Origin of the sequence: Actinacidiphila rubida, from assembly GCF_900110255.1 — a bacterium.
Classification (GTDB): Bacteria; Actinomycetota; Actinomycetes; order Streptomycetales; family Streptomycetaceae; genus Actinacidiphila; species Actinacidiphila rubida.
On sequence record NZ_FODD01000002.1, the window covers coordinates 204,849 to 228,820 of the forward strand.

Genomic DNA, 23,972 nt, shown 5'->3' on the forward strand with positions numbered 1-23,972 from the left:
ACCCGTGACCGCGGACCGTCCCCGGACGGTCCACATGTGCTGAGCACGCGACGGACGACCGGCGGAGGGGGAGCACGGCTCCCGCCGGCGAACCGCGCCGGCGATGGCGCCCGCCCGGCACATGCCCCGGTCCAGCCACGGTGGCTGGGCTCGACACGGTGAGGAGCCCGGTGCCGTGATACTTGCTGATCGCTACCGACTGGACGCGCCACTGGGACGTGGCGCGATGGGTGAGGTCTGGCGGGCGTGGGACCTGCGCCTGAGCCGCCCCGTGGCCGTCAAGATGCTGGCCGCGGCCGCATCGGACGGCGACGCCGCCGCGGCCCGCTTCCGGCACGAGGCGCGCACGGCCGCACGGCTCAACCACCCGCGCGTCGTGGGCGTGTACGACTTCGGGACGGAGAACGGCCGCTCCTTCCTGGTGATGGAATGGGTGTGCGGCCGCACCCTGGCCCAGGAACTGCGCGACGAGGGGCCGCTGGCCCTCGCGCGGATCGCCGAGATCGGCGCGCAGACGGCCGCCGGGCTGGCCGCGGCCCATCTGCACGGTGTGGTCCACCGGGACGTCAAGCCGGCCAACCTGCTGGCGGGCGAGGGCGGTGCGGTGAAGATCGCGGACTTCGGCATCGCCCAGGGCGACGACGGCGAGACCACCCTCGCCTCCACGCGCCCCGACGCGGTGCTCGGGACGAGTTGCTACCTGTCCCCGGAACGGGCCCGGGGAGCGCGCGCGGACAGCGCCGCCGACGTCTACGCCCTGGGCTGCTCGCTGTACGAACTGCTGACGGGCCGGCCGCCGTTCACCGGCGACCACCCGCTCGTCGTGCTGCGCCGGCAGGTGGAGGACGCCCCGGTCCCGCCGCGGCACCTGCGCCCGGACACGCCGGAGGAGCTGAACGCGTACCTCCTGCGGATGCTCCGCAAGGAGCCGCAACTGCGCCCGACGGCCGCGGCGACGGCCGCCTGGTTCGCGGAACACACCTGGCAGAGCGAGCAGCCGGACGCCGCGAGACGGGTCGCCGCCGCCCCCGCGGGCCTTCGCCCGGCACCTCCCCGGGCCGCCGCGCCCGTTCCCCTCGGAGCGCCGACCAGGCGCCCGCGGTCCCGGCGCACGGCGCCGGCCGCGGGCGCCGTCACGGCGACCGCCGCCCTCGCCGTCGCCGTGCTCGCTCTCGCCTCCCCCGCCGCGGACAGCAACACGCCGACCCCGCCGGCGCACTCGCCGTCGCGTCACGACGGCGGTGCCACGGCCCGTTCCGTTCCCGCGTCGGCCTCCCCCGCGAGGGCGGGCGCTCCGCGCCACTGGCGAGAGGACCCACGGAGTGGCTCGACGCCGGCGAAGGCGCCGTCCGGCACCGCGACGACGCCCGCGGCCGTCAGGGCGTCCACGGCGTCGTCCGCCGTCACGGTCTCCGCGGCGCCGGCCGCCCCGTCCGCACCGGCGCCGACCTCGGCGGCACCCCCCTCCTCCGGCGCCACGACACCGCCACCCACGACGCCCGACACCGGTCCCACCTCGACGACGCCGCCGCCCACGACGCCCGGAACCGCGGCACGGCAGACGTCGGCCGGCCGCCCGTGACCGGCGCGGTGGCCGGGTTCCGGGGGATCCGCCGGACCGCGGTGGCGGTGTCCGGTCTTGTCGCGGGCCCCCACCGTCCCCGCGCGGTGGCGGCGTTCGACGGCCTGGCCCCAGTAGGTGCCGGCGACCATGAGCAGGGCGCCCAGTGCGGCCCAGGGCGTGAGGCGTTCACCGCCGAGGGTGACGCCGACGGCCACGGCCCAGACCGGTTCGGTGCCGAGCAGCAGGCTGGCCCGGCTGGCGGAGGTGCCCTGCACGGCCCAGGTCTGGGCGAGGAACGCGAACACGCTGCAGAACAGGGCGAGATAGACCAGCTGGGTCCAGGTGGCGGCACTGCTGCGGGCCAGGTCGGGCAGGTGGCCGGCCGCGGGCGCGAGGAACAGCGCCGAGCCGGCGAAGGTCTGGACGGCCGTCAGGTGGAGCGGCCGTATCGCACGGCCCGCGGTGAACCGGCCGACGAGCGCGACGTGCCCGGCCCGGACGAACGCGGCGGCGAGCACCAGCCCGTCCCCGAGCCGTGGCGCGTGCAGTCCGGTGCTGGAGGTGAGCAGCCCGACGGCCAGCACGCACAGGCCCGCGGCGAGGAAGAACGACCGCGGCAGCCGGCCGGTGCGGGTGCCGGTGCGGTCCAGCAGCGGCGTCAGCACGATGGTCAGGCTGATGATCAGTCCGGCGTTGGCGGCGCTGGTGTGCGCCACCCCGTAGGTCTCCAGCACCAGCACGGCCGCCTGCGTGACTCCCAGGACTGACCCGAGGCGCAGCTCCTCGCGCGTCCAGGTGCGCGTGGAGCGGCGTGCGGCGACCAGGGCTCCGCACGCCAGCGCGGAGACCGCGTACCGGACGAACAGCACGGTCAGGACCGGGAGTGCGTCGGTGGCCGTCTTGGCCGCGAGATAGCTGGAGCCCCAGACGAGGGCGACGGCGAGAAGGACCGCGTCGGTGCGGCGGGCGACATGCATGGGCCCACGCTGCAGGCTCCGGACGATGAAGGCCACCACCAATCTCTACAGCGAAGCTGTAGCGGCACTACACTGTGCCGATGGACGAACGGCAGCTGCGGATCCTGCGCGAGCTCGGGGATCTCGGCAGCGTCACCGCGGTGGCCGAGGCGCTGCACGTGACACCGTCGGCGATCTCGCAGCAACTGCGGCTGCTGCAGCGCTCGATCCCCGTCCCGCTGACCGAACGCGCCGGTCGCCGTGTGGTGCTGACCGACGCCGGGCAGGCCCTGGCCGCGGCGGCCGTCGAGGTGGAGAGCGCGCTGGCCCGGGCGCGGCACGCCGTCACCGACTTCACCCGGGAGGCCGACGGCGACGTGTCGGTGGCCGCCTTCCACAGCGCGGCGTCCGCGTTCTTCCCCCTGCTCCTGCGCGGCCTGGCCGGCGAGGAGCGCCCCCGGCTGACGCTGGCCGACGAGGACGTGGCCCAGGACCGCTTCCCCGCGCTGACGCGCGACTACGACCTCGTCCTCGCGCACCGCCTCGACCACGCCCCGCCGTGGCCGCGCACCGTGACGTCCAGCACCCTGCTGCACGAGCCCCTCGACGTGGCCCTGCCGGCCGGCCACCCGCTGGCGTCGAAAGCCCGGCTGACGCCGCGGGACGTGGCGGACGAGCCGTGGATCGCGGTCCACGACGGCTTCCCGCTGCTCGCCACGATCGAGGCCGTCGCGGCCGTCGCGAACCGCCGCCTCGACATCGTCCACCGCATCAACGAGTTCTCGGTGGCCGCCGAGGCCGTGGCCGCGGGCGGCGGCCTGGCCCTGATGCCGCGCTGGACCGCCCGGCCGCACCCCGGCGTGGTCCTCCGCCCGCTGGGCGGCGTGCACGCCCGACGTCACATCGACGTCCTGCACCGGCCGGAACGCACCGCGCGCAGGGCCGTCCGCACCGTCCTCGCCGAGGTGCACCGCGCCGCCTCGGTGATCCGGGGGCGGGACTGATCAGCCGGGCAGTTCGGTGTGCAGGCGCACCGTCGTCCCCTCGCCGGGTGCCGACCGGATCTGGACGAGGTCGCAGAGCTGGTGGACCAGCCACAGGCCGCGTCCGCCCAACTGCCCGGGCCGCGGACGGGTGCGTCCGGCCAGCGGGTCCTCGATGTGGCCGACGTCCCGGAAGTCGCACACCAGATGGCGGTCCTCCCGCCAGGTGCGCAGCACGCCGCGCCCGCCGCCGTGCCGGATGCTGTTCGTGGCCACTTCGGTCGCGGCCAGGTGCAGGTCGTTCAGGGTCCGCCCGGTGAGGCCGTGCCGTGCGGCACGGGCCGCGATGGTCTCCCTCAGCGCGGGCAGGTCACCGAGGGCGTAGGCGAATTCGTCGTGCGGCTCCCACGGCTCGGTGAGCGGGGCGAACGCGTACGGGGCCCCCGGGTCGTAGTCCTCCGACCGCGCCGTCCCGCCCCCGGTGCGCGTCTCGGGATGGCAGCGCGCCATCGCCGCCAGGCCCGCCGCGTCGCGAGCCGTGTCGTAGGGGCACAGCAGCCACCAGGCCGGGCCCTCGGCGAACGCCCGGTTGAGCAGCCACTCGTGGTAGAGCAGTTCCTCTGCCTCGAGAGGACTGCGCACGTCGTCCCAGGGCGACTCCCCGATTCCCCTGACGGGGCGTCCTTCCGAGGCGCATTCCCTGATCCATTCCTGCCAGCTGTCGATCAGCCGCCCTGGATGGTGCGCCACCGGGCTCGTGTCGACATAGCGCACCGCGGTGTCCTCACGGATCTCCGCGCGCAGCATCGATGCCTTGTCCTGCGGGACGGCCACGACGACCGCTTCGCCCCCGTCGAGCGCGTCCTGGATGAATCCGGCGGTGCCCTCCACGAATGCGTCCCGCCCGGAGTAGGGATACAACTCGTGCCGGTGCGCGGTGAACCGGGCGGCGGAAGCGGGTGGAGGGGAGGTCATCGCGCGCTCACCGCCGGAACGTGGGGCAGTCGGCGTCGTGGGGGCCTGCCGGAGTCCGCGGCGATCGCACTGCTCCTCCTCGCTCTCTCCCCCGCCCTACCGATGCATCCCGCGCTCCCGCCGATGCGCCGGACAGCTGGGGGCCGGGCGTCACCAGTGGTCGCACGTGCGGGAACGGACGTGGCGGACGATGCCCGGCACTTCTCTCCTGTCCCCTCGGGCGCACCCTACCCGCCGTCGGGGAACGCCGTTCGCCACGGGACGGGGACACGCGAAAGGCGGTGTTCGGCATCCCGGTCGGGATTCCGAACACCGCCTTTCAGCGGCCGGCCGAAAGCTACCAGCGATACCAGCGGCCTCGTCCGCCACCGGAATTGGTGGAGCGCACGACGAATCCCAGCAGCCACACCACCAGCACGACGACTGCGACCCACCACAGTATTTTCAACGCGAAGCCGGCCCCGAAAAGGATCAGCGCCAGCAGAAGTACGAGAAGCAACGGTCCCATGATGATCAACCTCCTGAAGGCCGCTTTCCCCGCGAAGTCACGGCCATGCCGGTAACCTTCCTGCCCGTCCTCTCCGGCCTCCCGCGTCGCGCCGGAAGGCCCCTGTGACGGCACGCGGTTGGCGTTCCGCGGGATCACCTGTGAAGATGGCCCGGTGCCAGAAGGCTTCGAGACAAAGGTGCAGGTCAGCCGTCACGACGAGGTGCTCGTCATCGCGTTGCGCGGCGAGCTCGACTTCGACGACGCGGAGGACATGGAGGCGGTCTGGGACACCGCCAGGGAGGCGGCGCTGCCCGTCACCGCCGTGGACCTGTCCCAACTCGCCTTTGCCGACAGCATGCTTCTCAACGCCCTGCTCGCGATGCACCGCCATCACGAGGCAATGGGGCGTTCCCTGGTCCTTCTCGGCCCCTTGCAGCCGACGGTCAGCAGGCTTCTGGACGTCACCGGCACTTCCGAGTACTTCCGCATCGCCAGTACCGGTCCCTCGCCTCACAGCTGACCCGGACGGCCTTCACGCCGAGTCGTACGCCAATGCGGCCCGGAGGTGCGCGCGGCGGCGGAAAACCGGCAGGTCTCGATCGTCCGATCGGGGGCAGCCAGACGGTGTGAACACCGACGCGAACAACGCGCTGAGATCTCCGGACCTCGCAGAAGCGGCCGTTGCCGACCGGCCGGCCGAAGCCGTCGCGGGGCACCGGGCGAACCCGGGCCATACGGGGCATACGGGGCATACCGCCGACCCGGCCGACTCAGCCGGCTCCGAGCGCAAGCAGCGGATGCGGCGGCGGCTGGAACGGCTGATCGGCGTGGCCGCCACCGAGGGCAACTCCCTGCGGCCGCTGCGCAACGGCGACCGGATCTTCCCGGCCATGCTCGACGCCGTGCGCGGCGCCCGGCACACCGTCGACCTGATGACGTTCGTGTACTGGCGCGGCGGGATCGCGCGGGACTTCGCCGCCGCGCTCGCCGACCGGGCGCGCGCCGGGGTCCGCGTGCGGCTGCTGCTCGACGGCTTCGGCGCCAGGGAGATCGAGCAGGACCTCCTGGACATGATGGACGGGGCCGGGGTCCAGGTCGTCTGGTTCCGGAAACCGCTGTGGCTGTCGCCGTTCAAGCAGAACCACCGCTGCCACCGCAAGGCGCTCATCGTCGACGAGCAGATCGCGTTCACCGGTGGCGTGGGCATAGCCGAGGAGTGGTGCGGCGACGCGCGGGGACCCGACGAGTGGCGCGACACCCACCTCGAGGTCCGCGGTCCCGCCGTCGACGGCCTCGCCGCCGCCTTCGCGCAGAACTGGGCGGAGTGCCACGACGAGCTGTACGACGACCGCGACCGCTTCACCGAGCAGCCGCAGCCGGGGACGTCGACGGTCCAGGTCGTCCGGGGATCGGCCAGTCTCGGCTGGCAGGACATGCAGACGCTGCTGCGCGTCGTCATCACGTCGGCCGAGGAGCGCCTGCGGCTGTCGACCGCGTACTTCGCGCCCGACGCGTTCTTCGTCGGACTGCTGTGCGCCGCCGCACGGCGCGGCGTCGAGGTGCAGATCCTCCTCCCCGGGCCCCACACCGACCAGCGGGCCTGCCGGCTCGCCGGCCAGCACCACTACGCGGAACTGCTCGGCGCGGGGGTCTCCATCCGGCAGTACCAGCCGACGATGCTGCACACCAAGATCGTCACCGTCGACGGGGTCACGTCCCTCGTCGGGTCGAGCAACTTCAACCGCCGTTCGATGGATCACGACGAGGAGGTCATGCTCGCGGTGCTCGACGAGCGGCTGACCGCGGAGCTCGACGCCGACTTCGACGAGGACCTGCGGCACAGTGTGGCGATCGACCCGGCCCGCTGGCGCGGCCGCCCCCTGCGGCAGCGCGTCAAGGAGGCCGTCGTCCAGCCCGTCCGCCGCTTCCTGTGACGCCCGTGGACCGGCGGGGCCGGCCGGACGCCGGCGGCCCGCGCCAGGCGTGCGGGCTCACCCGAACGGCCCCGCCGTCCACGCTCACCCCTCCTGGTTGATGAGAAGCTGACCTTCCAGGCAGCGCCGGGGCCGCCGGTGCCCGAGCGGGGGAAACACCGTCATGGAGAGCCGAGCCGGCAGCAACCGGGGCAGCGGGGGCGATCCCCGCGGTCCGGGGCCGCGGGGCCCGGCGCCGGACGCCCTCCCGCCTCGCTCGCCCGGCGCCCGGCTGGCCCTGCTGAACGAGATGTCGGAGCGGATCGGCTCCGAACTGGACGTCACCCGTACGGCCGAGGAAGTGACGGAGGCCGCGGTTCCGCGCCTCGCCGACCTGGTCGCGGTGGACCTGCTGGAGGGCGTCGCCGAGGGAGAGGAACCGGCGTCCGGGCCGGTGGGCAGCGCGGCCGTGCTGCGACGCGCCGCCGTGACCTCCCTGACCGAGGACGCCCCGGAGGCCACGTACCGGGCCGGCGAGCTGATGACGTTCCATCCGAGCACCCCCTACGCCCGCTGCCTGGCCGCGGGCCGGCCGCTGCTCGTCCCGGCCCTGGACCGGGCCGCCGACTGGCTCGCCCAGGATCCCGCCCGGAGCGCGAAGATCCTCGGCGCGGGAGTCCACTCGCTGATGACGGTCCCGCTGCGGGCCCGCGACGTCACCCTGGGGCTCGCGCACTTCTACCGGTGGCGGCTGCCGGAGCCGTTCGACGAGGACGACCTGGCGCTGGCCCGCGACCTGGTGGCGCGCGCGGCGGTCTGCATCGACAACGCCCGCCGCTACACGCGGGAGCACCAGGCCACGCTCGCCCTGCAGCACAGCCTGCTGCCGCGCGGCGACCGGCTGCGGAACCTGGCGGTGGAGACGGCCCACCGCTATCTGCCCGCCTCGGGCCGGGCGGGGATCGCCGGCGACTGCTACGACGTCATCTCCCTGTCCGGTGCGCGCGTCGGCCTGGTCGTCGCGGACGTCGCGGGGCGCGGCATCTCCGCCGTCGCCCGGGCGGGGCGCCTGCTGACCGCCATCCGCACCCTCGCCAGCCTCGACCTGCCGCCGGAGGAACTGCTCGCCAAACTCGACACCCTCGTCGGCCGGGCCGTCGACCCGCGGCAGGGCACCCACGACGCCGGCCAGGAGGCCGGCGCCACCTGCCTCTACGCGGTCTACGACCCCGTCACCGGGCACTGCCGCGCGGCCAGCGCGGGTCATCCGTCACCGGTGGTGGTCCGGCCGGGCCGGCCCGCGGAACTGCTCGACCTGCCGACGGGCCCGCCGCTGGGCATCGGGGGCGCGCCCTTCGCGGCCGCCGACTTCGACCTGCCCGACGACAGCGTGATCGCCGTCTTCACCAACGGCCTGGTGCAGGACCGGGCGGCGGGGCCGGACGCCGGGCTGCCCGGGTTGCTCCGCGCCCTCGCGGGGGCGGACCGGCCGCTGGATCTGCTCCAGGAGCAGGTGTGGCGGGCCGCGGTGCGGGCGGACCGCCCGGACGACGACGCCGTCCTGCTGCTCGCCCGCGCCCGGGCCGTGCCCGCGGACCGCGTCGTCACGTGGGACCTCGCGGCCGATCCCGCCGCCGTGCCGGAGGCACGCGACCTGGCGTCGCGACAGCTGCGGACGTGGGGGCTGGCCGAGGTCCAGCCGCTGACCGAACTGTTCGTCAGCGAGCTGGTCACCAACGCCGTCCGCTACGGCCGCAGCCCCATCCGGCTCCGCATGATCCTCGAACGCTCCCTGATCTGCGAGGTGTCCGACGCGGCGAGCACCTCACCGCATCTGCGCCACGCCGACGCCACCGACGAGGGCGGCCGCGGCCTGTTCATGATCGCCCAGCTCGCGGACGCCTGGGGCACCCGGTACATGCCGACCGGGAAGACCATCTGGACCGAGCAGGCCGTCGGCGGGTAGGCGCGTCCGGCTCGTGGCGGTCGGCGGGTCCGGCGGGCTCGTTGCGGTCTTGCAGCGGACGGCCCGGCCGCCCGTCGCGCGCCGGCGGCCGGCGAACTCGCCGCTGAGCCGGGCTAGGTGACCGGCGCTCCGCTCGGCATGGTGGCAAGTGTGCCCGGCCAAAGACACGAGACAGTCACAAGCACCGCAAAAGCACGTGGAGTTGACGATTCCACCGAAGACTGGGCATGTGGCCGTCATCGCGTTGCGTAGCTACTTCCGCTTGCGGCATGCGAGCGTCGCCGAAGTCCGTCCCTCCCTCTGGTCCGCCGGGGTCGACGAGTCCGCCTACGACGCGGCCCGCCGGCCCTACCAGGACGCCGTCCTGGAGCAGTACAAGCTCTACGTCGAGATGACCGACCGCGTCAGCGCGCGGCGCGCGACGATGAACGCCTTCTTCCTCAGCCTGAACTCGACCGTCGGCACCGCGGTGGCCTTCGTGTGGGGGTTGCAGAAGTCCTCCGTCGGGCTGCTGGTCTTCCCGCTCCTGGTGCTTCTCGTCATGTCCGGCACCTGGTTCTGCCTGCTCAGGTCGTACCGGCAGCTCAACTCGGCGAAGTTCGCGGTGATCGGGGCCCTGGAGGAGCGGCTTCCGACGTCGCCCTACTGGCGGGGCGAGTGGAAGGCCCTGGGAGAGGGCGCGGACCGGGGGCGCTACTGGCCGATGAGCCAGCTGGAGCAGTGCGTGCCGCTGGTCTTCGCGGCGCTCTACGTGACCGGCTTCGTCGTGGTGGCCGTCACGTCCCGCTGAGCGACGCACCCCGGCGCGTCGTCCCGTCACGTCTCGTGCGCACCGCACACACCGTCCCGCGCCCTCCGCTCCGCACCCCGCCGAAGGGAACAGCCGATGGACATCTCGCGCGTGGCCACGGTCCTCGCCGACGCGTCTCCGGCCGCCGGCCTGCTGGGCCTGCTCGTGCTGAAGGTCGCCGTCCGGCGCCGCCAGGCCGAACGGCACGAGCTGCCCGGCCCGCACCCGCGCTGGCACGACATCGGCCCGGAGGTACGGCAGTTGCGCCGCCGCGCCCGGCGGTACCGTGCGGCGGTCCTGGCTCGCCGGGCCTTCGTGGTCGCCGCCTGCTGGCTCGGACTCGCCACGCTGGTGCTGGCCGAGCGCGACCACGATGCCCGGGGCGACGCGGTCCGCGGGACCGTCACCGTCGGTCTCGCCGCCGCGGCCGTGGGCCTCACCGCGCTGAGCCGGTCGCTCTCCCACCCCATGTACGCGCGGCAGCGCGGCGCGTCGGCCGGACCGCGGCACTCGCTGCCGGGGACCGGGTGGCGCCTGGCGGCGGGCGCGATCTTCTACCCCTTCGCCTTCTTCTTCGGCCCACTGCTCTTCCTGTACGGCCTGCTCGCGATGGCCCTGGCGGTCAGCGGCACGATGGGCCCCGAGGTCGGTTGGCCGATCGTCCTCGGCGTGTCCGCGGCCTCGCTGCTGGCCGGTCCGTTCACGTCCGTCGTCCGCCGGATCGACGGGCGGGGACTGCGCCACCGTTCCCCGCGTGCCGTCGAAGTGCTCAGGCAGGACCAGCGCCCGTACTTCCTGTACCTGCGGACGTTCCAGGACGACACCGTCGAGATCCGGGCCGGCGCGATGAGCCGGCGGGGCCTGATCGACGAACTGTCGTTCCGGCGGCGCATGCCGTTCGAGGAGACCCTCGCCTGGCGGTTCCAGCACTACGGGCCCATCATCGCGGGCAACGATCCGAACGCGGAGGGACTGGCCACTCTGGGCGCGGCCAAGATCTTCCTGTCGCTCCATCCCTGGAACGCGTGGGAGCAGGAGGTCAGGGACGTCGCGGAGGGCAGTCGCGCCGTCGTGGTCTCCGCGGCCCCGATGGAGTTGCGGGCGGGGGTCCGCTACGAACTGGGCATGCTCGGCGGCGCGATGGCCCCGCACCCCCTCGTCCTGGTCATCCCCCCGAACCGGACCTGGTCGCCGTGGCGTGCCGCATGGGCTCGCGCGAACCCGGCGCTGCGCAAGGTGCTGCGCTTCGTCCCCGCCTACGTGCCGCCGCCCGATGTGGCCACCCGGTGGGCGACGTTCTGTGACTTCGTCAGCGCGTGGCCGCTGTTCGAGGGCATCCGGCCGCTCAACCGCACCGGCGCGGCGCACCTGCTCGTGTACGTGCCCGGCGAGGGCTGGTCGGCGTGGGGGGCGCAGCGGCGTACCGAGTGGACGTACGCGGTGTGCCTCATGCGGGCGATGGAGTACGCGATGGGGCGGTGGCCGGTGCCGCCGGCCGCCGCGGTGCCGGCGCCAGGGCCACGGCCGGGCGCGGGCCCGGGCCCGGGCCCGGGCCCGGGCCCGGGCCCGCGGTGGGCTGCTCCGGCGCCGCCCCCGCGGTGGGCGCCCGGTCCCGGGGGCTGGGGATGGGGGCCGAAGGCGGCTTCGCCGCAGCCCACTTCGCCGCCGGCCACTCCGCCGCCGGCCGCGGGACCGCGGAACCTGCCACCGCGGACAGCCGCGCCGCAGGCCGCAGCCCCGGAGCGGGGCGTCGTTCCCGCCACCGTCCGGAGCGCCCTGGGACTCATGTACGCCGCGATGGCGCTGTACGTCCTGGCCGGAGTCATCGGCATTGGTGCGTTCCGCGACTGGGAGCGAGCCGGTGGAAGTTCCGCCTACTACGTGGCGCAGCCGCGACCGGTCGGCGACTCCCCGGTCGCGGACGTCGTCTTCTTCCTGGTGGTGCCCCTGGCCGTGTGGCTCTGGGTGGTGCGGCGATGCCTGCGGGGGAGCGAGGTCGGCCGCAGCGCGGCCACCGTGCTGTGCGGCGCCGGCGGTCTCGCCGCCGCCTCCCTCGCCGTCACCGCGGTCCACGGCTTCGCGTCGCGGGCCGGTGAACTGCTCTTCGTCCTGCCCGCTCTCGCCGCGGTCGTCCTGCTGTGGAGCGCGCGGTCCGCGCCGCACTTCGACGACGACCGCCCGCTGCTGCGGGGGTTCGCCACCGGGGGCGGCCCACGGTGGGGCCCGGCCGCGGCCCCGGCCGCCGCCTCGGAGTCCGGTCCGGGAGTGGAGCCGCTGCTCGGCCCGGGCGCGCACAAGCACCGGCCGGGCACGGTGCCTCCGACGGTGAGAGCCGCGCTGCGCCTGATCTACGGGGCGATGGGGTTCGCGGTGCTGTCCGAGGCGTTCATCGCCCACCGGATCGCCACCACGCTGCCGACGGCGTCCGATCCCGGTTCCCCCGCGACGACTGCGGCCACGCCGACCGTCTCCGCCGCCGTCTTCGCGAACGTCCTGATCGCGTTGTCCCTGATCGGGCTCTGGGTGTGGCTCGCCCACCTGTGCCGGCGCGGTGTGCGCGGCGCCCGGATCGCCGCCACGCTGCTGGCGCTCCCCGCGTGCTGCGTGGCCGCCCCGCTGCTGCTCCTCTTCACCTCCGGCGTCGCCCAGCACGCCGTACTCGCCCTGTTCGCGCTCAGCGGCCTCTCCGCGATCACCCTCCTCTGGATCCCCCCGTCGGCCGGGCACTTCGCCCCGCCCACCCCGCCCCCCGCCTCGCCGGCCCCCTGACCGCCCCTCAGCGCGCCCGCAACGACAAGTGCACGCCGTCCCCCGGCGGAGCGGGTGGGGGACGGCGTGCCGGGGTGGTGTGTGTGGGGGGTGGGGTGGCGTGCGGGTGGGCCCCGGAGTCGACCCCCGCAGTCGACGGGACCTCAACGTGGCACGACGCTGGGCCACGCGCGGGCTCGGCGTCCGGCGGCTCGCGGGCCGGGACGCGGAGTGCGGCGCTACCGGTCCACGGCCCGCGGCAGGAACGCCGCCACTTCCGGGACGGGGCGGGGGTGGCCGGCCCCCCGCTTGCCGTGGCCGGCGTGCCCGGCATGGCCGGCACGCGCCGCCTGGTCCAGTGACAGCAGCGTGTCCCGCTCCCCCGGCGCCTCGATCGCCGCGTCGCACGCGAGAATCGCCTGGTGCAGGTGGCGGATGGCCGGTGAGGGCTCCAGACCGAGTTCGTCGTGGAGCACCTCGCGCAGCCGCTGCACGACGCCGAGCGCCTGGATGCGCCGCCCCGAGCGGTAGAGCGCGAGCATGAACTGGGCGTGCAGGTTCTCGTGGGTCGGGTACTGCGTGGTCAACGCACTGAGCTCGCCGAGCAGTTCGTGATGGCGGCCCAGCCGCAGGTCCGCGTCGATGCGCTGCTCCTGGACGCTGGTCCGGTTCTCCTCCAGGCCGGCGAGGTGGGTCCGCAGGATCGGGCCCGCGGTGACGTCGGACAGGGCGCCGCCCTTCCACATGGTCAGCGCCTGGCCCAGCACGCGGGACGCGTGGACGTCGTCCTTGCCGAGTGCGGCGCGTCCCTCGCGGACCAGGTCGGCGAAGACGTTGACATCGAGTTCATGGGTTCCGACGGACAGCAGGTAGCCGCCGCCGCGTGTTTCCAGAACGTGTCGCGCCGCCTGCAGGCTGCCGATCCGCGGCACCTGCTTCAGCATGCGGCGCAACTGCAGAATGTAGGACTGCAGCGTGGACAGGGCCGTATTCGGTGGATTGTCCTCCCAGAGCTCCTCGATGCACGTACTCGTCGATACGACCTGATTGGCGTTGAGTAACAGCAGGGCCAGCAACTGACGTTGTTTCGGTGCCGTCGGAGCGTAGATGCGATCCTGCTCGTACACCCTCAGCGGACCGAGTATGGCGAATTCCATGAAAGCCTGGTACCACCTTTCCGAGTGAGACTGCTACTGGGAGAGAGATGGTGCGGTCGGAAGCCCCGGGCGCGGGCCAGGCCCACCCTTTCCGGGCGGAGCCGTCGGACATTTCGCGCACTGCCGGGGACTGGAATCAGTTCATTCGACGCAAGGCGTCAACGGCACCATTGCCGACCCATGGTTGCGCATCACGGTAAAACGCCGTTAAAGTCATTGGCGGAAGTCGGGCTCCCAGGTGGGCGTGACGTGGTGGTCGGCGGGCCGCGAGCGAACGGAAATGCCAGGTGCATGAGCCGTTCCGCCCCCACTGTGGCGACCTCTGATAGTGGCTGGGTCTCAAATGCCTGGAGGCAACCCGTCGCGACGGGGCAATTTCGCTTGAACAATGCAGGACCGCCGGTGCGCCCGATCGCACTCCGCACGGTCATCCACCTGGTGAGAGGTGGAAACGGAACGGTTCCTTGCCGCTGCGGACGGCGGCGTCCTTCGCCCGTACGACGAAGCGGTGCGCGCCCGTCCGCGGGCGGCCCCACCCGCGCACGAGCCGGTGAGGCCGGACGTCCCGGCGCCAGGGCCCGCGCTGCCCCGTGGAGAACTTGCGGTGCATTCTGTCCCATAGATACGGTACAGTTTGTTTCATACGGACATCCAGCCGCGGCTCACCGTCAGGAGCGCCTTCGTGACCGACCGAACCGTGCGGCCAGGGGCCGAGCCCCCCGTGCCGAGCACCGACGCACCGCACTCCCCGCACGCGAAGCACGACGCGTACGACGACACCGGCGCCCCTTCGCGCAAGGGCCTCGCCCTCACCCTGATCGCCCTCGCCCAGATGATGGTCGTGCTCGACGTCTCGGTCGTGAACGTCGCCCTGCCGTCCATCCAGGGCGCGCTCGGCTTCTCCGCGTCCAATCTCGAATGGGTCGTCAACGCCTACGCGTTGGCCTTCGGCGGCCTGCTGCTCCTCGGCGGGCGGATCGCCGACAAGTACGGCCAGCGGCGGACGTTCATGGCCGGCGCCGCTCTGCTCACGGTCGCCTCACTGCTGGGCGGCCTGGCCCAGGACCAGGGCTGGCTGCTGGCCGCCCGCGCGGCCCAGGGCGTGTCCGGCGCGCTCATCGCCCCGGCCGCGCTCGCGCTGCTCACCAGCACCTTCGCCGAGGGGGCCGAGCGCAACAAGGCGATGGGCGTCTACGGTGCGGTCTCCGGCGTCGGCGGCGCGCTGGGCAACGTGCTCGGCGGGGTCTTCACCGACGAACTGAGCTGGCGCTGGGTGCTGTTCATCAACGTGCCGATCGGCGCCTTCGTCCTGCTCACGGCGACCCGCGCGTTCCGCGAGTCGCGGGCGGCGGCCGGCCGGCTGGACCTGCCGGGCGCGCTGTCGGTCACCGCGGGCATGTCGCTGATCGTGTACGGCCTGATCAACGCGGCCTCGCACTCCTGGGGCAGTTCCGCCACGATCGTGCCGCTGGCCGTCGGCGGCGCTCTGCTGGTCGCGTTCCTCGCGATCGAGGCCCGGTCGTCGTCCCCGCTGATGCCGCTGCCGATCTTCCGCGACGGGAACCGGTCCAGCGCCTTCGCGATCATGTTCGCGATCGGCTCGTCGCTGATCGTGCTGTTCTACTTCCTCACCCTGTTCATCCAGATCGTGCTGGGCTTCAGCCCGCTCAGGACCGGGTTCGCGTTCCTGACCTTCGCCGTGGGCACCGCGGTGTGCGCCACCCTCAGCAGCAGCCTGGTGGGCCGGGTCGGTCCCGGGCCGCTGCTGACGGTGGGCACGCTGGTGTCGGCGGGCGGCATGTTCTGGCTGTCCGGGATCGACGCGGACAGCGGCTATCTGGGCGCGCTGTTCGGCCCGTTGCTGATCGTGGGCAGCGGCATCGGGCTGTGCTTCGTGCCGCTGACGCTGACGGCGGTGGCCGGGGTCGAGGGCGAGCAGGCCGGTATCTCCTCCGCCCTGCTCAACGCCAGCCAGCAGGTCGGCGGCGCGCTGGGGCTCGCGGTGCTCGGCACGGTCGCCGCGACCGCGACACGGCACCGGATGGCACATCTGCTGCACAGCGGCGGTACCACCGGCGGCGGCACGGCCGGGCAGCGGATGCGGCACGCCGTGAGCGACTCCCTGGCGCACGGCTACAGCGTCGGATTCCTGATCGCCGGATTCATCCTCGTCGGGGCCGCGGTGATCGCGGCGACGGCGATCCGGGTCTCGGCGGAGGACGCGGCACGCGCCGACGCCGGCGTCCCACTCTGATCCGGTCGCCGGGCGGCAAAGGGCCCCGCGATCACCGAGCACTGATCTCTAGGAGACACCGATGAGCACGGGCACGGGATACGACACCCCGTCGAAGATCGACTTCCTCATGATGTACGCCGCGCACGACGCCTTCCGGCGCGACCTGGCGCGCCTGGTCGCGGCGGCCGACAGCACCACCGGCGACCTGACGGCCTTCCGGCAGGGCTGGGCGACGTTCGAGCGCTACCTGACGATCCACCACACCGCCGAGGACAACAGCCTGTGGCCGCCGATCCGGGCGAAGGTGGGCGCCGTCCCGGAGCGGCTGGCGCTGCTGGACGCGATGGAGGCCGAGCACTCCGTCCTGGACCCGCTGATGGCCTCGATCGACCAGCAGCTCGCCGGTGGCGGCACCAGCCGGCTGCGTTCGACCGTCGAGGAGCTCGGGGCGGCGCTCACCGCCCACCTGGAGCACGAGGAGACCCAGGGGCTTCCCCTGGTCGACGCGGTGCTCACCGAGAAGGAGTGGAACGCCTTCAGTCAGGAGCAGCGGCGCGCCGTCGGCTTCAAGGGCGGCGCGCACTTCTTCCCGTGGGTGCTGGACGGCGCGCCCCCGTCGGTTGAGCGGCGCGTGCTGGCGCTCGTCCCGCCGCCGGTCAGGTTTCTCTATCGTAGGCAGTGGCGCCCGAAGTACGAGAAGAGCTCGCCGTGGGGGCCGGCCGCACGCGGGTGAGTCCCGGCGGTGGCCCCGCAGCCGGGCGGCTCCGGACCGGGGCGGCCCGGCGCGCGGGCGGACAGACGGATGGGAGTCAGATGCCGACCTCCACGGAGACGGACGGCCAGTACGGCGCTCCGCAGCGCGGCCCCGACCCGCGGGCGGCGCGCAGCCGTGCCGCGGCACTGGCCGCGGCCCAGGAACTCCTGGTCGAGGAGGGCTGGTCCGCGGTGACGCATGTCGCGGTCGCCGCGCGCAGCGGCGTCGGGCGCACCACCCTGTACCGGCACTGGCCCGACGCGGCCGAGCTGATCCGGGACGCGATCGCGCTGCGGATAGCGGGCGCCCACACCGCGCCGACCGGTGACCTGCGCGAGGACCTGGTCCGCGAGCTGGAGGGCCTGCGGGCCCTGCTCCACGACCCGGTCAGCGAGACCGGACTGCGCGCGGTCATCGAGCGGGCGGGCGCCGACCCGGTGTTCGCCGAGCTGAAGGAGTCCCTGTACCGGAACGGCTCGAAGGTGTTCCGGGAGGTCCTCGACGGCGCCAAGCTCCGCGGCGGGCTGCCGGCCGACCTGGAAACCGACCGGGCGATCGACGAGCTCGCCGGGCCGCTGATGTACCGCCGGCTGCTGGCCGGCCGTGCCTTCGACGGCCGCTACGTACGGCAGGTCGTCGACGACTTCCTGCGGGCGCACGCGGCCCGCTGACCCGCGGACACCGGCGGGCCGGCCCACTCCGCATCCCGGTGGGCCGGCCCTGTCGGTGGGGCGCCGTGCGGCGCCGGCCTCAGCCGAACGCGTGCGCGTGCTCCGTCGCCCAGTCCCGGAACGTCCGGCCGGGTGCACCGAGCACCTGCGGCACGCCGGGGAAGACCCGGCCGCGGAAGCCGTCGCCGGACTCCAGTGCGGCGCGCAGCGCCTTGACCACCCCGTCGGCGGTCTCCGGCGAGTAGCGGGCCGCCATCGCCGCGTGGTGCTCGGCGAGCGAGATCTGCTCGAACCGCAGCGGGCGCCCGAGCACCTCGCCGAGCACGTCCACCTGCTCGCGGGTGGTGAGGGCCTCCGGGCCGGTCAGCGCGTACACCTTGCCCTCGTGACCGTCGGCGGTCAGGGCGCGCACGGCGACGTCCGCGATGTCCTCGGGTGCGACCAGGGCCTCGGGCAGGTCCGCGATGGGGCTGCGCACCACCGCCGCGGCGCGGATGCCGGGGGCCCAGCCGAGGGCGTGCGTCATGAAGCCGTTCGGCCGCAGGATCGTCCAGCCGAGGCCGGAGGCGGTCAGCGCCTGCTCGGCCATCCGGTGCCAGCGACCCAGCGGGGTGTCGTTCTCCTCGGCGACCTCCTCGACCCCCAGCGTGGACAGCTGGACGATGTGCGCGACGCCCGCCCGCTGGGCCGCGGCGACGAGATGGGCGTCGTGCGTGCCCTTGTCGTGGCCCAGGGACATCAGGAAGACCTTGTGCACACCGTCGAGCGCGGCCGGCAGCGTGCCGGGGTCGCCGAGGTCGGCGGCCACCACGTCCACGCCCTCGGGGAGCGGGGCCCGCGACGGGTCGCGGGTCAGCGCGCGGACCTTGTGCCCGGCCGCGTGCAGCCGGGCCAGCACCTTGCCGCCGATGTTGCCCGTGGCGCCGGTCACCAGATACATGGTCGTCCCTTCGGTTGGGGGGTGGGTCCGGGGTCGGAACGTTCGGGAGAGCGGGCAGGGCCCGTGCGAGCGGGGCCGGTCACCGCTGCCGGTCGAGGACGGTGCGCAGGGCGGGTTCGAGGCCGCCGAGTCCGGCCAGGTCCTGGGCGCGCCAGGCGACGAAGCGGTCCGGGCGGACCAGGGACGCCCCCGCGGACGTGACGCCGTACGCCTTCTCCCAGCCGCCGAGGCGGTGCACCGGCAGCTCGATGCCGAGCCGCCCGGCGGCCTCGGCGGCGGCGCGCGCCCACTGTTCGCCCTCGGGCCCGGTGCCGGCGAGCAGCACGAAGGAGCGGCCGAACAGTGCGGTGGTGGACGGCGTGCCGACGGCGTCGAGCGGGACGTAGGGGGCGCGGGAGCCGGGCCGGCCGGTCGGCTCGGCCGGATTCTCGGTCAACTCCCCGGCGTCGCCCGGTTCGCGGACCACGGCACCGTGGGCGTACCGGTAGCCGAAGACCTGGGTGACGGGGTCGATGGGCGCCGCCGCGGTGGTCGCGTCCAGGTCGGGGCCGAGCCGTTCGACGGTGTTGGTGTACTGCTGCTCGGCGATCATGTCCGACACCGGCCGGCGTTCGGCGTCGTGGCTGTCGAGCAGCCCGGGCCCGGCCTGCCCCTTGACCACCATGGCGAGCTTCCACGCCAGGTAGAAGCCGTCCATGACGGCGGTGTTGCCGCCCAGGCCGCCCGGCGCCGGCACCACCTTGGCGGCGTCGCCGACCAGGTGCACCCGCCCCTGGCTGAACCGGTCGGCCACCTCGCACACGATCGTGGTCTCACCGGTTCCGACCACGGTCATCTCCAGGTCGGGGATGCCGACCCCGGCGCGCACCAGTTCCTCGCACTGCGCGGTGCTCCAGCCCGTGTAGTCGGGCTGGTCGCGGGACATGCCGCGGATGTAGCCGTAACGGCCGGGCACGTCGGTGGTGTAGAAGACGCCGGGGACCGGGTCGAGCAGGTGGAAGAGGGCGAACCGGCCGCCTTCGGCGACGTTCCCGTCCAGGCCGGCGACGGCGGCGCGCATGTCGGCGTCGAAGAACACCCGGAAGACGTTGCCGAGATGGCCGCGGCCGTGCGTGCCGATGCCCAGCATCCCGCGGACCGGGCTGTGCCGGCCGTCGGCGGCGACCAGGTGGGCGGCCCGCACCGTCCGCGTGGCACCGCTCGCGCGGTCCAGCAGGACGGCGGTGACGCCGTCCGGGTCCTGTGCCAGGTCCAGCAGCTCGGTGCCGAAGGAGAGTTCGGCGCCCAGCTCGGCGGCACGGGAGGCCAGGATCTCCTCGGTCCGCTCCTGGCTGGCCATCGCCCAGTCCTCGGGCGAGACGTGGCGCATGCCCATCTCGCCCTCGGTCATGATGCCGCGCAGCACCGGCCCGGACAGGGTCTTGGCCAGCGCCATGTAGAACTCGCCGGTGCCGCCGGGCGAGGCGGCGGTGACCGCGTCGGCGACGCCGCCGATCCGCAGCGCCTCCATCGTGTGCGGGTACTGGCCTCGGGCCTTCATCACCACCGACGTGCCGGGGTGCTTCTCCACCAGCAGCGGCCGCACGCCGTGCAGGGCCAGGAACAGCGCGGCGGTCAGGCCCGACAGGCCGCCGCCGGCGATGAGTACGGGCACCGTGGACGCGGTCGGGTTCGCTGGACGCTGGGTCTCGGACGTGCTGTGGACCGGCACGGAGGCTCCTCCCCGGGAGGTCGCAGGCTGCTTGGGCCCTGCGTGGGCATGCGGCCAGCTTGTGCAACGGCCCTGGGGACGCGGACGGGCCGCGCTGCTGCCCGGCCCGCTTCCCGGTGAAGGCGCGGTAGTCCCGGAGCGGGCCCGGCCTCCGGCCCGTGCCCGGCACCTGCCGCGCCTCACCGGCACCCCACCTGCCCATCAGCGGGCGGTACGAGGGTGGTTGCCGCACCACGCGGCTTCGCCCGCACCCGTCCTGCCCCGACCACTCCCGTACCGGCGCCGTCGCACCGGACGACGCCGCGTACGGACCCGTCGTGCACAGACAAGGAGCCTTCGTGTTCGTCTTCGTCAACAAGCTGACGCTCACCGGCGCGGCCGAGGACCTGGAGCGGATCTACGCCCATGTCGCCGAGTTCATGCGGACCCGGCCGGGCCTGATCCGTTACCAGCTCGTCCGCTCGCAGAACGACCCCGGGATCTACTTCAACGTCGCGGAGTGGGAGAGCAAGGCCACGTTCGACCAGGCCCTGGCCGAGCCGGAGTTCAGGCGCCGGCTCAAGGCGCTGGGCACCGTGATCAAGGGCGAGCCGCACATGAGCGACGTCGTCGAGCAGGGCCGGGCCGACACGGTCGGGGAGCCCCGATGACCCAGACCGAGGCGGCTCCCGTCACCGCGGCTCCCGTCGACGCGGAGACGTACGCGCAGATCGTCCAGTTCTACTCGCACCACATGCAGCTGCTCGACAACGCCGAGGCCGAGGAGTGGGCCGACGGCTTCACCGAGGACGGCGTGTTCGCGCAGAACGTCAAGCCGGAGCCGACCCGGGGCCGGGACACCATCGCCGCGTCCATGCGCCGCGGGGTGGACCGGCTCAAGGGCCGCGACGTGGTGCGCCGCCATTGGCTGAGCATGGTGGTCGCCGACCGGGTCGACGCCGACTCGGTGCGCACCAAGTACTACGCGGTGGTGTTCGAGACGCCGGCCGGCGGCAAGGCGTCGGTGTACCTGAGCACGACCGGCGAGGACACGCTGGTCCGCGAGGACGGACGCTGGCGGATCAGGCACCGCCTGATCAACCACGATGGCGCCTGAGGGCGGCGGGCCGGCCGCCGGCAGCGGCGGCACCGCACCCCCGGTCACGGCTCCGTCCCCGGCCCCGGGCACGGCCCCGGCCGCGCTCTACGCCGAGGTCGAGCGCTTCTACGCCCGGCAGGCGCAGTTGCTCGGTGAGGGCCGGCTCGACCAGTGGGCCCTGACCTTCACCGAGGACGCGGTCTTCGAGCAGGAGGCGCAGGCCGGCCGGGTGTGGACCGGGAACGCCCCGTCGGCGCGCCGCGGCCGGGCGGCGATCGTCGCCGCCGCGCGCGGCGCGGTGGCCGCCCGCCGGGAGGCGGCGGCCGTCCGGCGCTACCTGATCGGCATGCTCACCCTCTCCCCCGCCACGGACGCCGCCACGGACGCCGCCATGGACGCCGCCGCCGGGACCGGCACGGAGACCGGCGCGGGGACCTGCGCCGGCGCGCTGCGCACCCGCTACCGCGCGGTCCTGCTGCAGACCCCCGAGGGCGGCGCGCCCGAGGTGTACCTGAGCACCACCGGACGGGACGTGCTGGTCCGGCAGGACGGCGACTGGCGGGTCCGGCACCGGATCAACTCCCACGACAACGCACCCGCGGGCAGCGCCGGTGCACCGACACGGAAGGACCCCGACCATGGCTGACCTGACACGCGAACGCGTCGAGGCCGCGTACGCGGCGCTCATGACCGGCGACCGCGGCAAGATCGCCGAGTACTGGGACGAGAACCTGCGCTTCGAGATGCCGGGCCACCACCAGTTCTCCGGCTGGTACAACGGCCTCGACGACTACCTGGGCAAGATGGGCAAGCTCGGCGAGGCGCACGGCGGCCGGTTCGCGGCGACGACCCGGCACATCCTGGTGCTCCCCGAGGCGGGCGTCTCCATCGACGTGTACGAGCTGGACGGCTACCGGCCGGGCGTCCCGGAGGGCACCACCTCCCCGTACGAGCGGCTGCAGGTCGAGGGCGTGCACATGCTGCGCTGGGAGAACGGCCGGATCGTCGAGGGCCGCAGCGCGCTCTTCGGCGACGGGGTGACCCGCGGCAACCTGTGGTGGTCGCCGGTGGACACCGCCGGCGAGCGCACCGAGCTGTGACCGGCGACGCGCTGCGGGACCGCTCGGTCGTGGTCACGGGCGGCGGCACCGGCATCGGCCGGGCCACCGCCCTGGCCTTCGCGGCGGAGGGTGCCCGCGTGCTGGTGGTCGGGCGCAGCAAGGACACGCTGGCGGAGACCGCCGGGCAGCACCCGTCGATCCGCCTCTGCGCCGAGGACATCGCGGCGCCGGGCGCGGTGGACCGGATCGTGGACGTCGCGGCGCGCGAACTCGGCGGCCTCGACGTCCTGGTGAACAACGCGGTCACCATGCGCTCGGCGCCGCTCGGCCGCGTCGCGGAGGACGGCGCCCGGGCGCAGGTGGAGACCAACCTGCTGGCCCCGCTGTTCCTCACCCAGCGCGCGCTTCCGCTGCTGGAGGCCGCGAAGGGCCTGGTGATCAACGTGACCACGGCCGGCAACCAGCGCGGCTGGCCGGGTCATTCGGTGTACGGCGCGACGAAGGCGGGTCTCGACTTCCTCACCCGGACGTGGGCGCTGGAGCTGGCGCCGCGCGGCATCCGGGTCGCGGGGGTCTCGCCCGGCCCGGTGGACACCCCGATCGGGCAGCACTCGGGGCTGGACACCGACGCCGTCGCCGCGCTGCGCGCCCGGCAGCGGGCCCGCGTGCCGCTGGGGCGCGTGGGCCGGCCGGACGAAGTGGCCTGGTGGCTGGTGAACCTCGCACGGCCGGAGGCGTCCTTCGCCACCGGGCTGATCATCGCGGTGGACGGCGGCGCGTCCGTCGTCTTCTGAGGCCGCGGCCTACTGAAGTCGCCCAACGAGGAGACATCCCCATGGAATTCGGCATCAACTTCTTCCCGACCGTCGGCCCGGACGACAAGCCGGCCGGCACGTACTTCGACGAGGCGCTGCGGCTGGCCGAGCTGGCCGAGGACCTCGGGTTCGACCATGTGAAGACCGTCGAGCACTACTTCTTCAAGTACGGCGGCTACAGCCCGGATCCGGTGACCTTCCTGGCCGCCGTGGCCGCGCGCACCAGGCGGATCAAGCTCGTCACGGGAGCGGTGATCCCGGCCTTCACCCACCCGCTGAAGCTGGCGGGCAAGCTGGCGATGCTGGACAACATCTCCAAGGGGCGGCTGCAGGTCGGTTTCGGACGGGCCTTCCTGCCCGACGAGTTCGACGCCTTCGAGCTGTCCATGGACGAGAGCCGGCCGCGGTTCGCCGAGAGTCTGCGGGCCTGCCAGCGGTTGTGGGCCGAGGAGAACGTCGTCTGGGAGGGCGACTTCTACCGGTTCGGTCCGGTGACCCTGCTGCCGCGGCCCTACCAGCGGCCGCATCCGCGGATCCTGGTCGCCGCCGCGATCACGCCGTCCTCGTGCGAGCAGGCCGGCCGCGACGGCCACGGGCTGCTGCTGGTGCCGTCGATCTCCAAGCGCGAGAAGGTGCAGGAGATGCTGACCCTGTACCGCAAGGCGTACGCCGAGGCCGGGCACGAACCGGGCGGCGACGAGGTGCACATGAGCTACAACTGCTACCTCAGCGAGGACGCCGGCGAGGCGCACGCCCAGGGCAAGGAGTACTCGCAGCGCACCAACTCCGTGATGGTGGACGCGGTCGCGGCCTGGGGCCAGCGGCGCAGCGAGGGCTACGAGGGGTACGAGAAGATCGTCGACCGGATCGCCAAGGCGGACTTCGACCGGTCGCTCGCCGAGAACAAGGTGCTGGTCGGCACGCCCGCGGAGGTCGTCGAGCGGCTGCGGACGATCCGCGAGTGGTTCGGGGACGTCACGATCAGCCTCCAGGTCATCTCCGGCAACCCCGCGTTCGAGGAGTCGGTGCGGACCATGCGGCTGTTCTCCGAGCAGGTGCTGCCGCACTTCCGCGACCAGGACTGACCCGCTCTCCCCCGGACCGCACCGGCCGGCCGGGACCGGCGCAGACCCGCATCGCCAAGGAGCGGCCGCCCGTGAGGGG

21 protein-coding genes and 1 pseudogene are annotated in these 23,972 nt (G+C 73.8%); 16 read left to right on the forward strand and 6 right to left on the reverse strand.

All coding sequences use genetic code 11. The annotated features are described in order from the left end of the window. Positions 1-175 precede the first annotated feature (175 nt). Positions 176-1,582: a serine/threonine-protein kinase gene (locus BMW99_RS02500; protein WP_177226047.1), complete on the forward strand. Its 1,407-nt coding sequence runs from the start codon at positions 176-178 to the stop codon at positions 1,580-1,582. Between the two features lie 80 nt (positions 1,583-1,662). Here BMW99_RS02500 and BMW99_RS02505 read toward each other — a convergent pair. Then, positions 1,663-2,541, reverse strand: a pseudogene (locus BMW99_RS02505) (DMT family transporter); the annotation flags it as partial. 80 nt (positions 2,542-2,621) lie between these two features. On the opposite strand from BMW99_RS02505, the gene BMW99_RS02510 reads away from it, so the two are divergent. Beyond that, complete coding sequence (locus BMW99_RS02510) at positions 2,622-3,524, forward strand: LysR family transcriptional regulator (RefSeq protein ID WP_075016137.1); 903 nt, start codon at positions 2,622-2,624, stop codon at positions 3,522-3,524. Here BMW99_RS02510 and BMW99_RS02515 read toward each other — a convergent pair whose 3' ends face one another. Then, positions 3,525-4,478, reverse strand: coding sequence for a sensor histidine kinase (locus tag BMW99_RS02515; protein ID WP_069463085.1), 954 nt, complete (start codon positions 4,476-4,478; stop codon positions 3,525-3,527). 337 nt (positions 4,479-4,815) lie between these two features. Further along, complete coding sequence (locus tag BMW99_RS02520; protein ID WP_069463087.1) at positions 4,816-4,986, reverse strand: hydrophobic protein; 171 nt, start codon at positions 4,984-4,986, stop codon at positions 4,816-4,818. 154 nt (positions 4,987-5,140) lie between these two features. Between BMW99_RS02520 and BMW99_RS02525 the strand changes: the two genes are divergently transcribed. The 5 genes from BMW99_RS02525 (at position 5,141) to BMW99_RS41130 (ending at position 12,406) form a co-directional block, all read left to right on the forward strand. After that, positions 5,141-5,488, forward strand: coding sequence for an STAS domain-containing protein (locus tag BMW99_RS02525; protein ID WP_245791147.1), 348 nt, complete (start codon positions 5,141-5,143; stop codon positions 5,486-5,488). 277 nt (positions 5,489-5,765) lie between these two features. Further along, positions 5,766-6,902 (forward strand): phospholipase D-like domain-containing protein, encoded by a 1,137-nt coding sequence (locus tag BMW99_RS02530; RefSeq protein ID WP_069463086.1) that lies wholly within the window; start codon positions 5,766-5,768, stop codon positions 6,900-6,902. 163 nt (positions 6,903-7,065) lie between these two features. Beyond that, entirely contained in the window at positions 7,066-8,847 is a 1,782-nt protein-coding gene (locus BMW99_RS02535) for an ATP-binding SpoIIE family protein phosphatase (RefSeq protein ID WP_075016138.1), read from the forward strand. A gap of 229 nt (positions 8,848-9,076) precedes the next feature. After that, entirely contained in the window at positions 9,077-9,637 is a 561-nt protein-coding gene (locus BMW99_RS02540; RefSeq protein ID WP_245791148.1) for a RipA family octameric membrane protein, read from the forward strand. Between the two features lie 96 nt (positions 9,638-9,733). Then, positions 9,734-12,406 carry a hypothetical protein gene (locus tag BMW99_RS41130; protein WP_075016139.1) on the forward strand — a complete coding sequence of 891 codons (2,673 nt, stop codon included), beginning with the start codon at positions 9,734-9,736 and terminating at the stop codon, positions 12,404-12,406. 218 nt (positions 12,407-12,624) lie between these two features. Here BMW99_RS41130 and BMW99_RS02550 read toward each other — a convergent pair whose 3' ends face one another. Next, a complete protein-coding gene (locus BMW99_RS02550) occupies positions 12,625-13,542 on the reverse strand; it encodes an AfsR/SARP family transcriptional regulator (RefSeq protein ID WP_069463181.1) in 918 nt (305 codons plus the stop codon). 682 nt (positions 13,543-14,224) lie between these two features. Here BMW99_RS02550 and BMW99_RS02555 point away from each other — a divergent pair. The 3 genes from BMW99_RS02555 (at position 14,225) to BMW99_RS02565 (ending at position 17,203) form a co-directional block, all read left to right on the forward strand. Beyond that, positions 14,225-15,796, forward strand: coding sequence for an MFS transporter (locus BMW99_RS02555; protein ID WP_079138354.1), 1,572 nt, complete (start codon positions 14,225-14,227; stop codon positions 15,794-15,796). Between the two features lie 61 nt (positions 15,797-15,857). Beyond that, entirely contained in the window at positions 15,858-16,511 is a 654-nt protein-coding gene (locus tag BMW99_RS02560; RefSeq protein WP_069463180.1) for a hemerythrin domain-containing protein, read from the forward strand. An 80-nt stretch (positions 16,512-16,591) separates the two neighbouring features. After that, the gene (locus BMW99_RS02565) at positions 16,592-17,203 is read left to right on the forward strand and encodes a TetR/AcrR family transcriptional regulator (RefSeq protein WP_069463179.1); all 612 of its coding nucleotides are present in this window, start codon (positions 16,592-16,594) and stop codon (positions 17,201-17,203) included. 79 nt (positions 17,204-17,282) lie between these two features. Here the strand turns inward: BMW99_RS02565 and BMW99_RS02570 are convergent, their stop codons facing one another. Together BMW99_RS02570 and BMW99_RS02575 are read right to left on the reverse strand one after the other, a co-directional pair. Continuing rightward, the gene (locus BMW99_RS02570) at positions 17,283-18,134 is read right to left on the reverse strand and encodes an NAD(P)H-binding protein (protein ID WP_176735526.1); all 852 of its coding nucleotides are present in this window, start codon (positions 18,132-18,134) and stop codon (positions 17,283-17,285) included. Between the two features lie 88 nt (positions 18,135-18,222). After that, positions 18,223-19,854, reverse strand: a complete 1,632-nt coding sequence (locus BMW99_RS02575) for an FAD-dependent monooxygenase (protein ID WP_218159293.1) — start codon at positions 19,852-19,854, stop codon at positions 18,223-18,225. A gap of 317 nt (positions 19,855-20,171) precedes the next feature. Here BMW99_RS02575 and BMW99_RS02580 point away from each other — a divergent pair, with 317 nt between their 5' ends. The 6 genes from BMW99_RS02580 to BMW99_RS02605 are packed head-to-tail and all read left to right on the forward strand — an operon-like array spanning position 20,172 to position 23,893. Continuing rightward, positions 20,172-20,504 carry an antibiotic biosynthesis monooxygenase family protein gene (locus BMW99_RS02580; protein ID WP_245791149.1) on the forward strand — a complete coding sequence of 111 codons (333 nt, stop codon included), beginning with the start codon at positions 20,172-20,174 and terminating at the stop codon, positions 20,502-20,504. Beyond that, positions 20,501-20,950 carry a nuclear transport factor 2 family protein gene (locus BMW99_RS02585; RefSeq protein WP_069464252.1) on the forward strand — a complete coding sequence of 150 codons (450 nt, stop codon included), beginning with the start codon at positions 20,501-20,503 and terminating at the stop codon, positions 20,948-20,950. The genes BMW99_RS02580 and BMW99_RS02585 overlap by 4 nt, the downstream gene beginning before the upstream one ends. After that, on the forward strand, positions 20,940-21,578 hold the full coding sequence (locus tag BMW99_RS02590; protein ID WP_079175897.1) for a nuclear transport factor 2 family protein: 639 nt from the start codon (positions 20,940-20,942) through the stop codon (positions 21,576-21,578). The genes BMW99_RS02585 and BMW99_RS02590 overlap by 11 nt, the downstream gene beginning before the upstream one ends. Continuing rightward, positions 21,571-22,032 carry a nuclear transport factor 2 family protein gene (locus BMW99_RS02595; RefSeq protein ID WP_069462695.1) on the forward strand — a complete coding sequence of 154 codons (462 nt, stop codon included), beginning with the start codon at positions 21,571-21,573 and terminating at the stop codon, positions 22,030-22,032. Before BMW99_RS02590 ends, BMW99_RS02595 begins: the two co-directional genes overlap by 8 nt. After that, a complete protein-coding gene (locus BMW99_RS02600; RefSeq protein WP_069462696.1) occupies positions 22,029-22,787 on the forward strand; it encodes an SDR family NAD(P)-dependent oxidoreductase in 759 nt (252 codons plus the stop codon). Before BMW99_RS02595 ends, BMW99_RS02600 begins: the two co-directional genes overlap by 4 nt. Before the next feature lie 41 nt (positions 22,788-22,828). After that, a complete protein-coding gene (locus tag BMW99_RS02605) occupies positions 22,829-23,893 on the forward strand; it encodes an LLM class flavin-dependent oxidoreductase (protein ID WP_069462697.1) in 1,065 nt (354 codons plus the stop codon). Positions 23,894-23,972: the final 79 nt, after the last annotated feature.

Coding starts and splice junctions, on each gene's coding strand:
- BMW99_RS02605 (WP_069462697.1), top strand. CDS start 22,829: ATGGAATTCGGCATCAACTTCTTCCCGACCGTCGGCCCGGACGACAAG.
- BMW99_RS02595 (WP_069462695.1), top strand. CDS start 21,571: ATGGCTGACCTGACACGCGAACGCGTCGAGGCCGCGTACGCGGCGCTC.
- BMW99_RS02535 (WP_075016138.1), top strand. CDS start 7,066: ATGGAGAGCCGAGCCGGCAGCAACCGGGGCAGCGGGGGCGATCCCCGC.
- BMW99_RS41130 (WP_075016139.1), top strand. CDS start 9,734: ATGGACATCTCGCGCGTGGCCACGGTCCTCGCCGACGCGTCTCCGGCC.
- BMW99_RS02520 (WP_069463087.1), bottom strand. CDS start 4,986: ATGGGACCGTTGCTTCTCGTACTTCTGCTGGCGCTGATCCTTTTCGGG.
- BMW99_RS02550 (WP_069463181.1), bottom strand. CDS start 13,542: ATGGAATTCGCCATACTCGGTCCGCTGAGGGTGTACGAGCAGGATCGC.
- BMW99_RS02590 (WP_079175897.1), top strand. CDS start 20,940: ATGGCGCCTGAGGGCGGCGGGCCGGCCGCCGGCAGCGGCGGCACCGCA.
- BMW99_RS02565 (WP_069463179.1), top strand. CDS start 16,592: ATGCCGACCTCCACGGAGACGGACGGCCAGTACGGCGCTCCGCAGCGC.
- BMW99_RS02510 (WP_075016137.1), top strand. CDS start 2,622: ATGGACGAACGGCAGCTGCGGATCCTGCGCGAGCTCGGGGATCTCGGC.
- BMW99_RS02585 (WP_069464252.1), top strand. CDS start 20,501: ATGACCCAGACCGAGGCGGCTCCCGTCACCGCGGCTCCCGTCGACGCG.
- BMW99_RS02530 (WP_069463086.1), top strand. CDS start 5,766: ATGCGGCGGCGGCTGGAACGGCTGATCGGCGTGGCCGCCACCGAGGGC.
- BMW99_RS02560 (WP_069463180.1), top strand. CDS start 15,858: ATGAGCACGGGCACGGGATACGACACCCCGTCGAAGATCGACTTCCTC.
- BMW99_RS02515 (WP_069463085.1), bottom strand. CDS start 4,478: ATGACCTCCCCTCCACCCGCTTCCGCCGCCCGGTTCACCGCGCACCGG.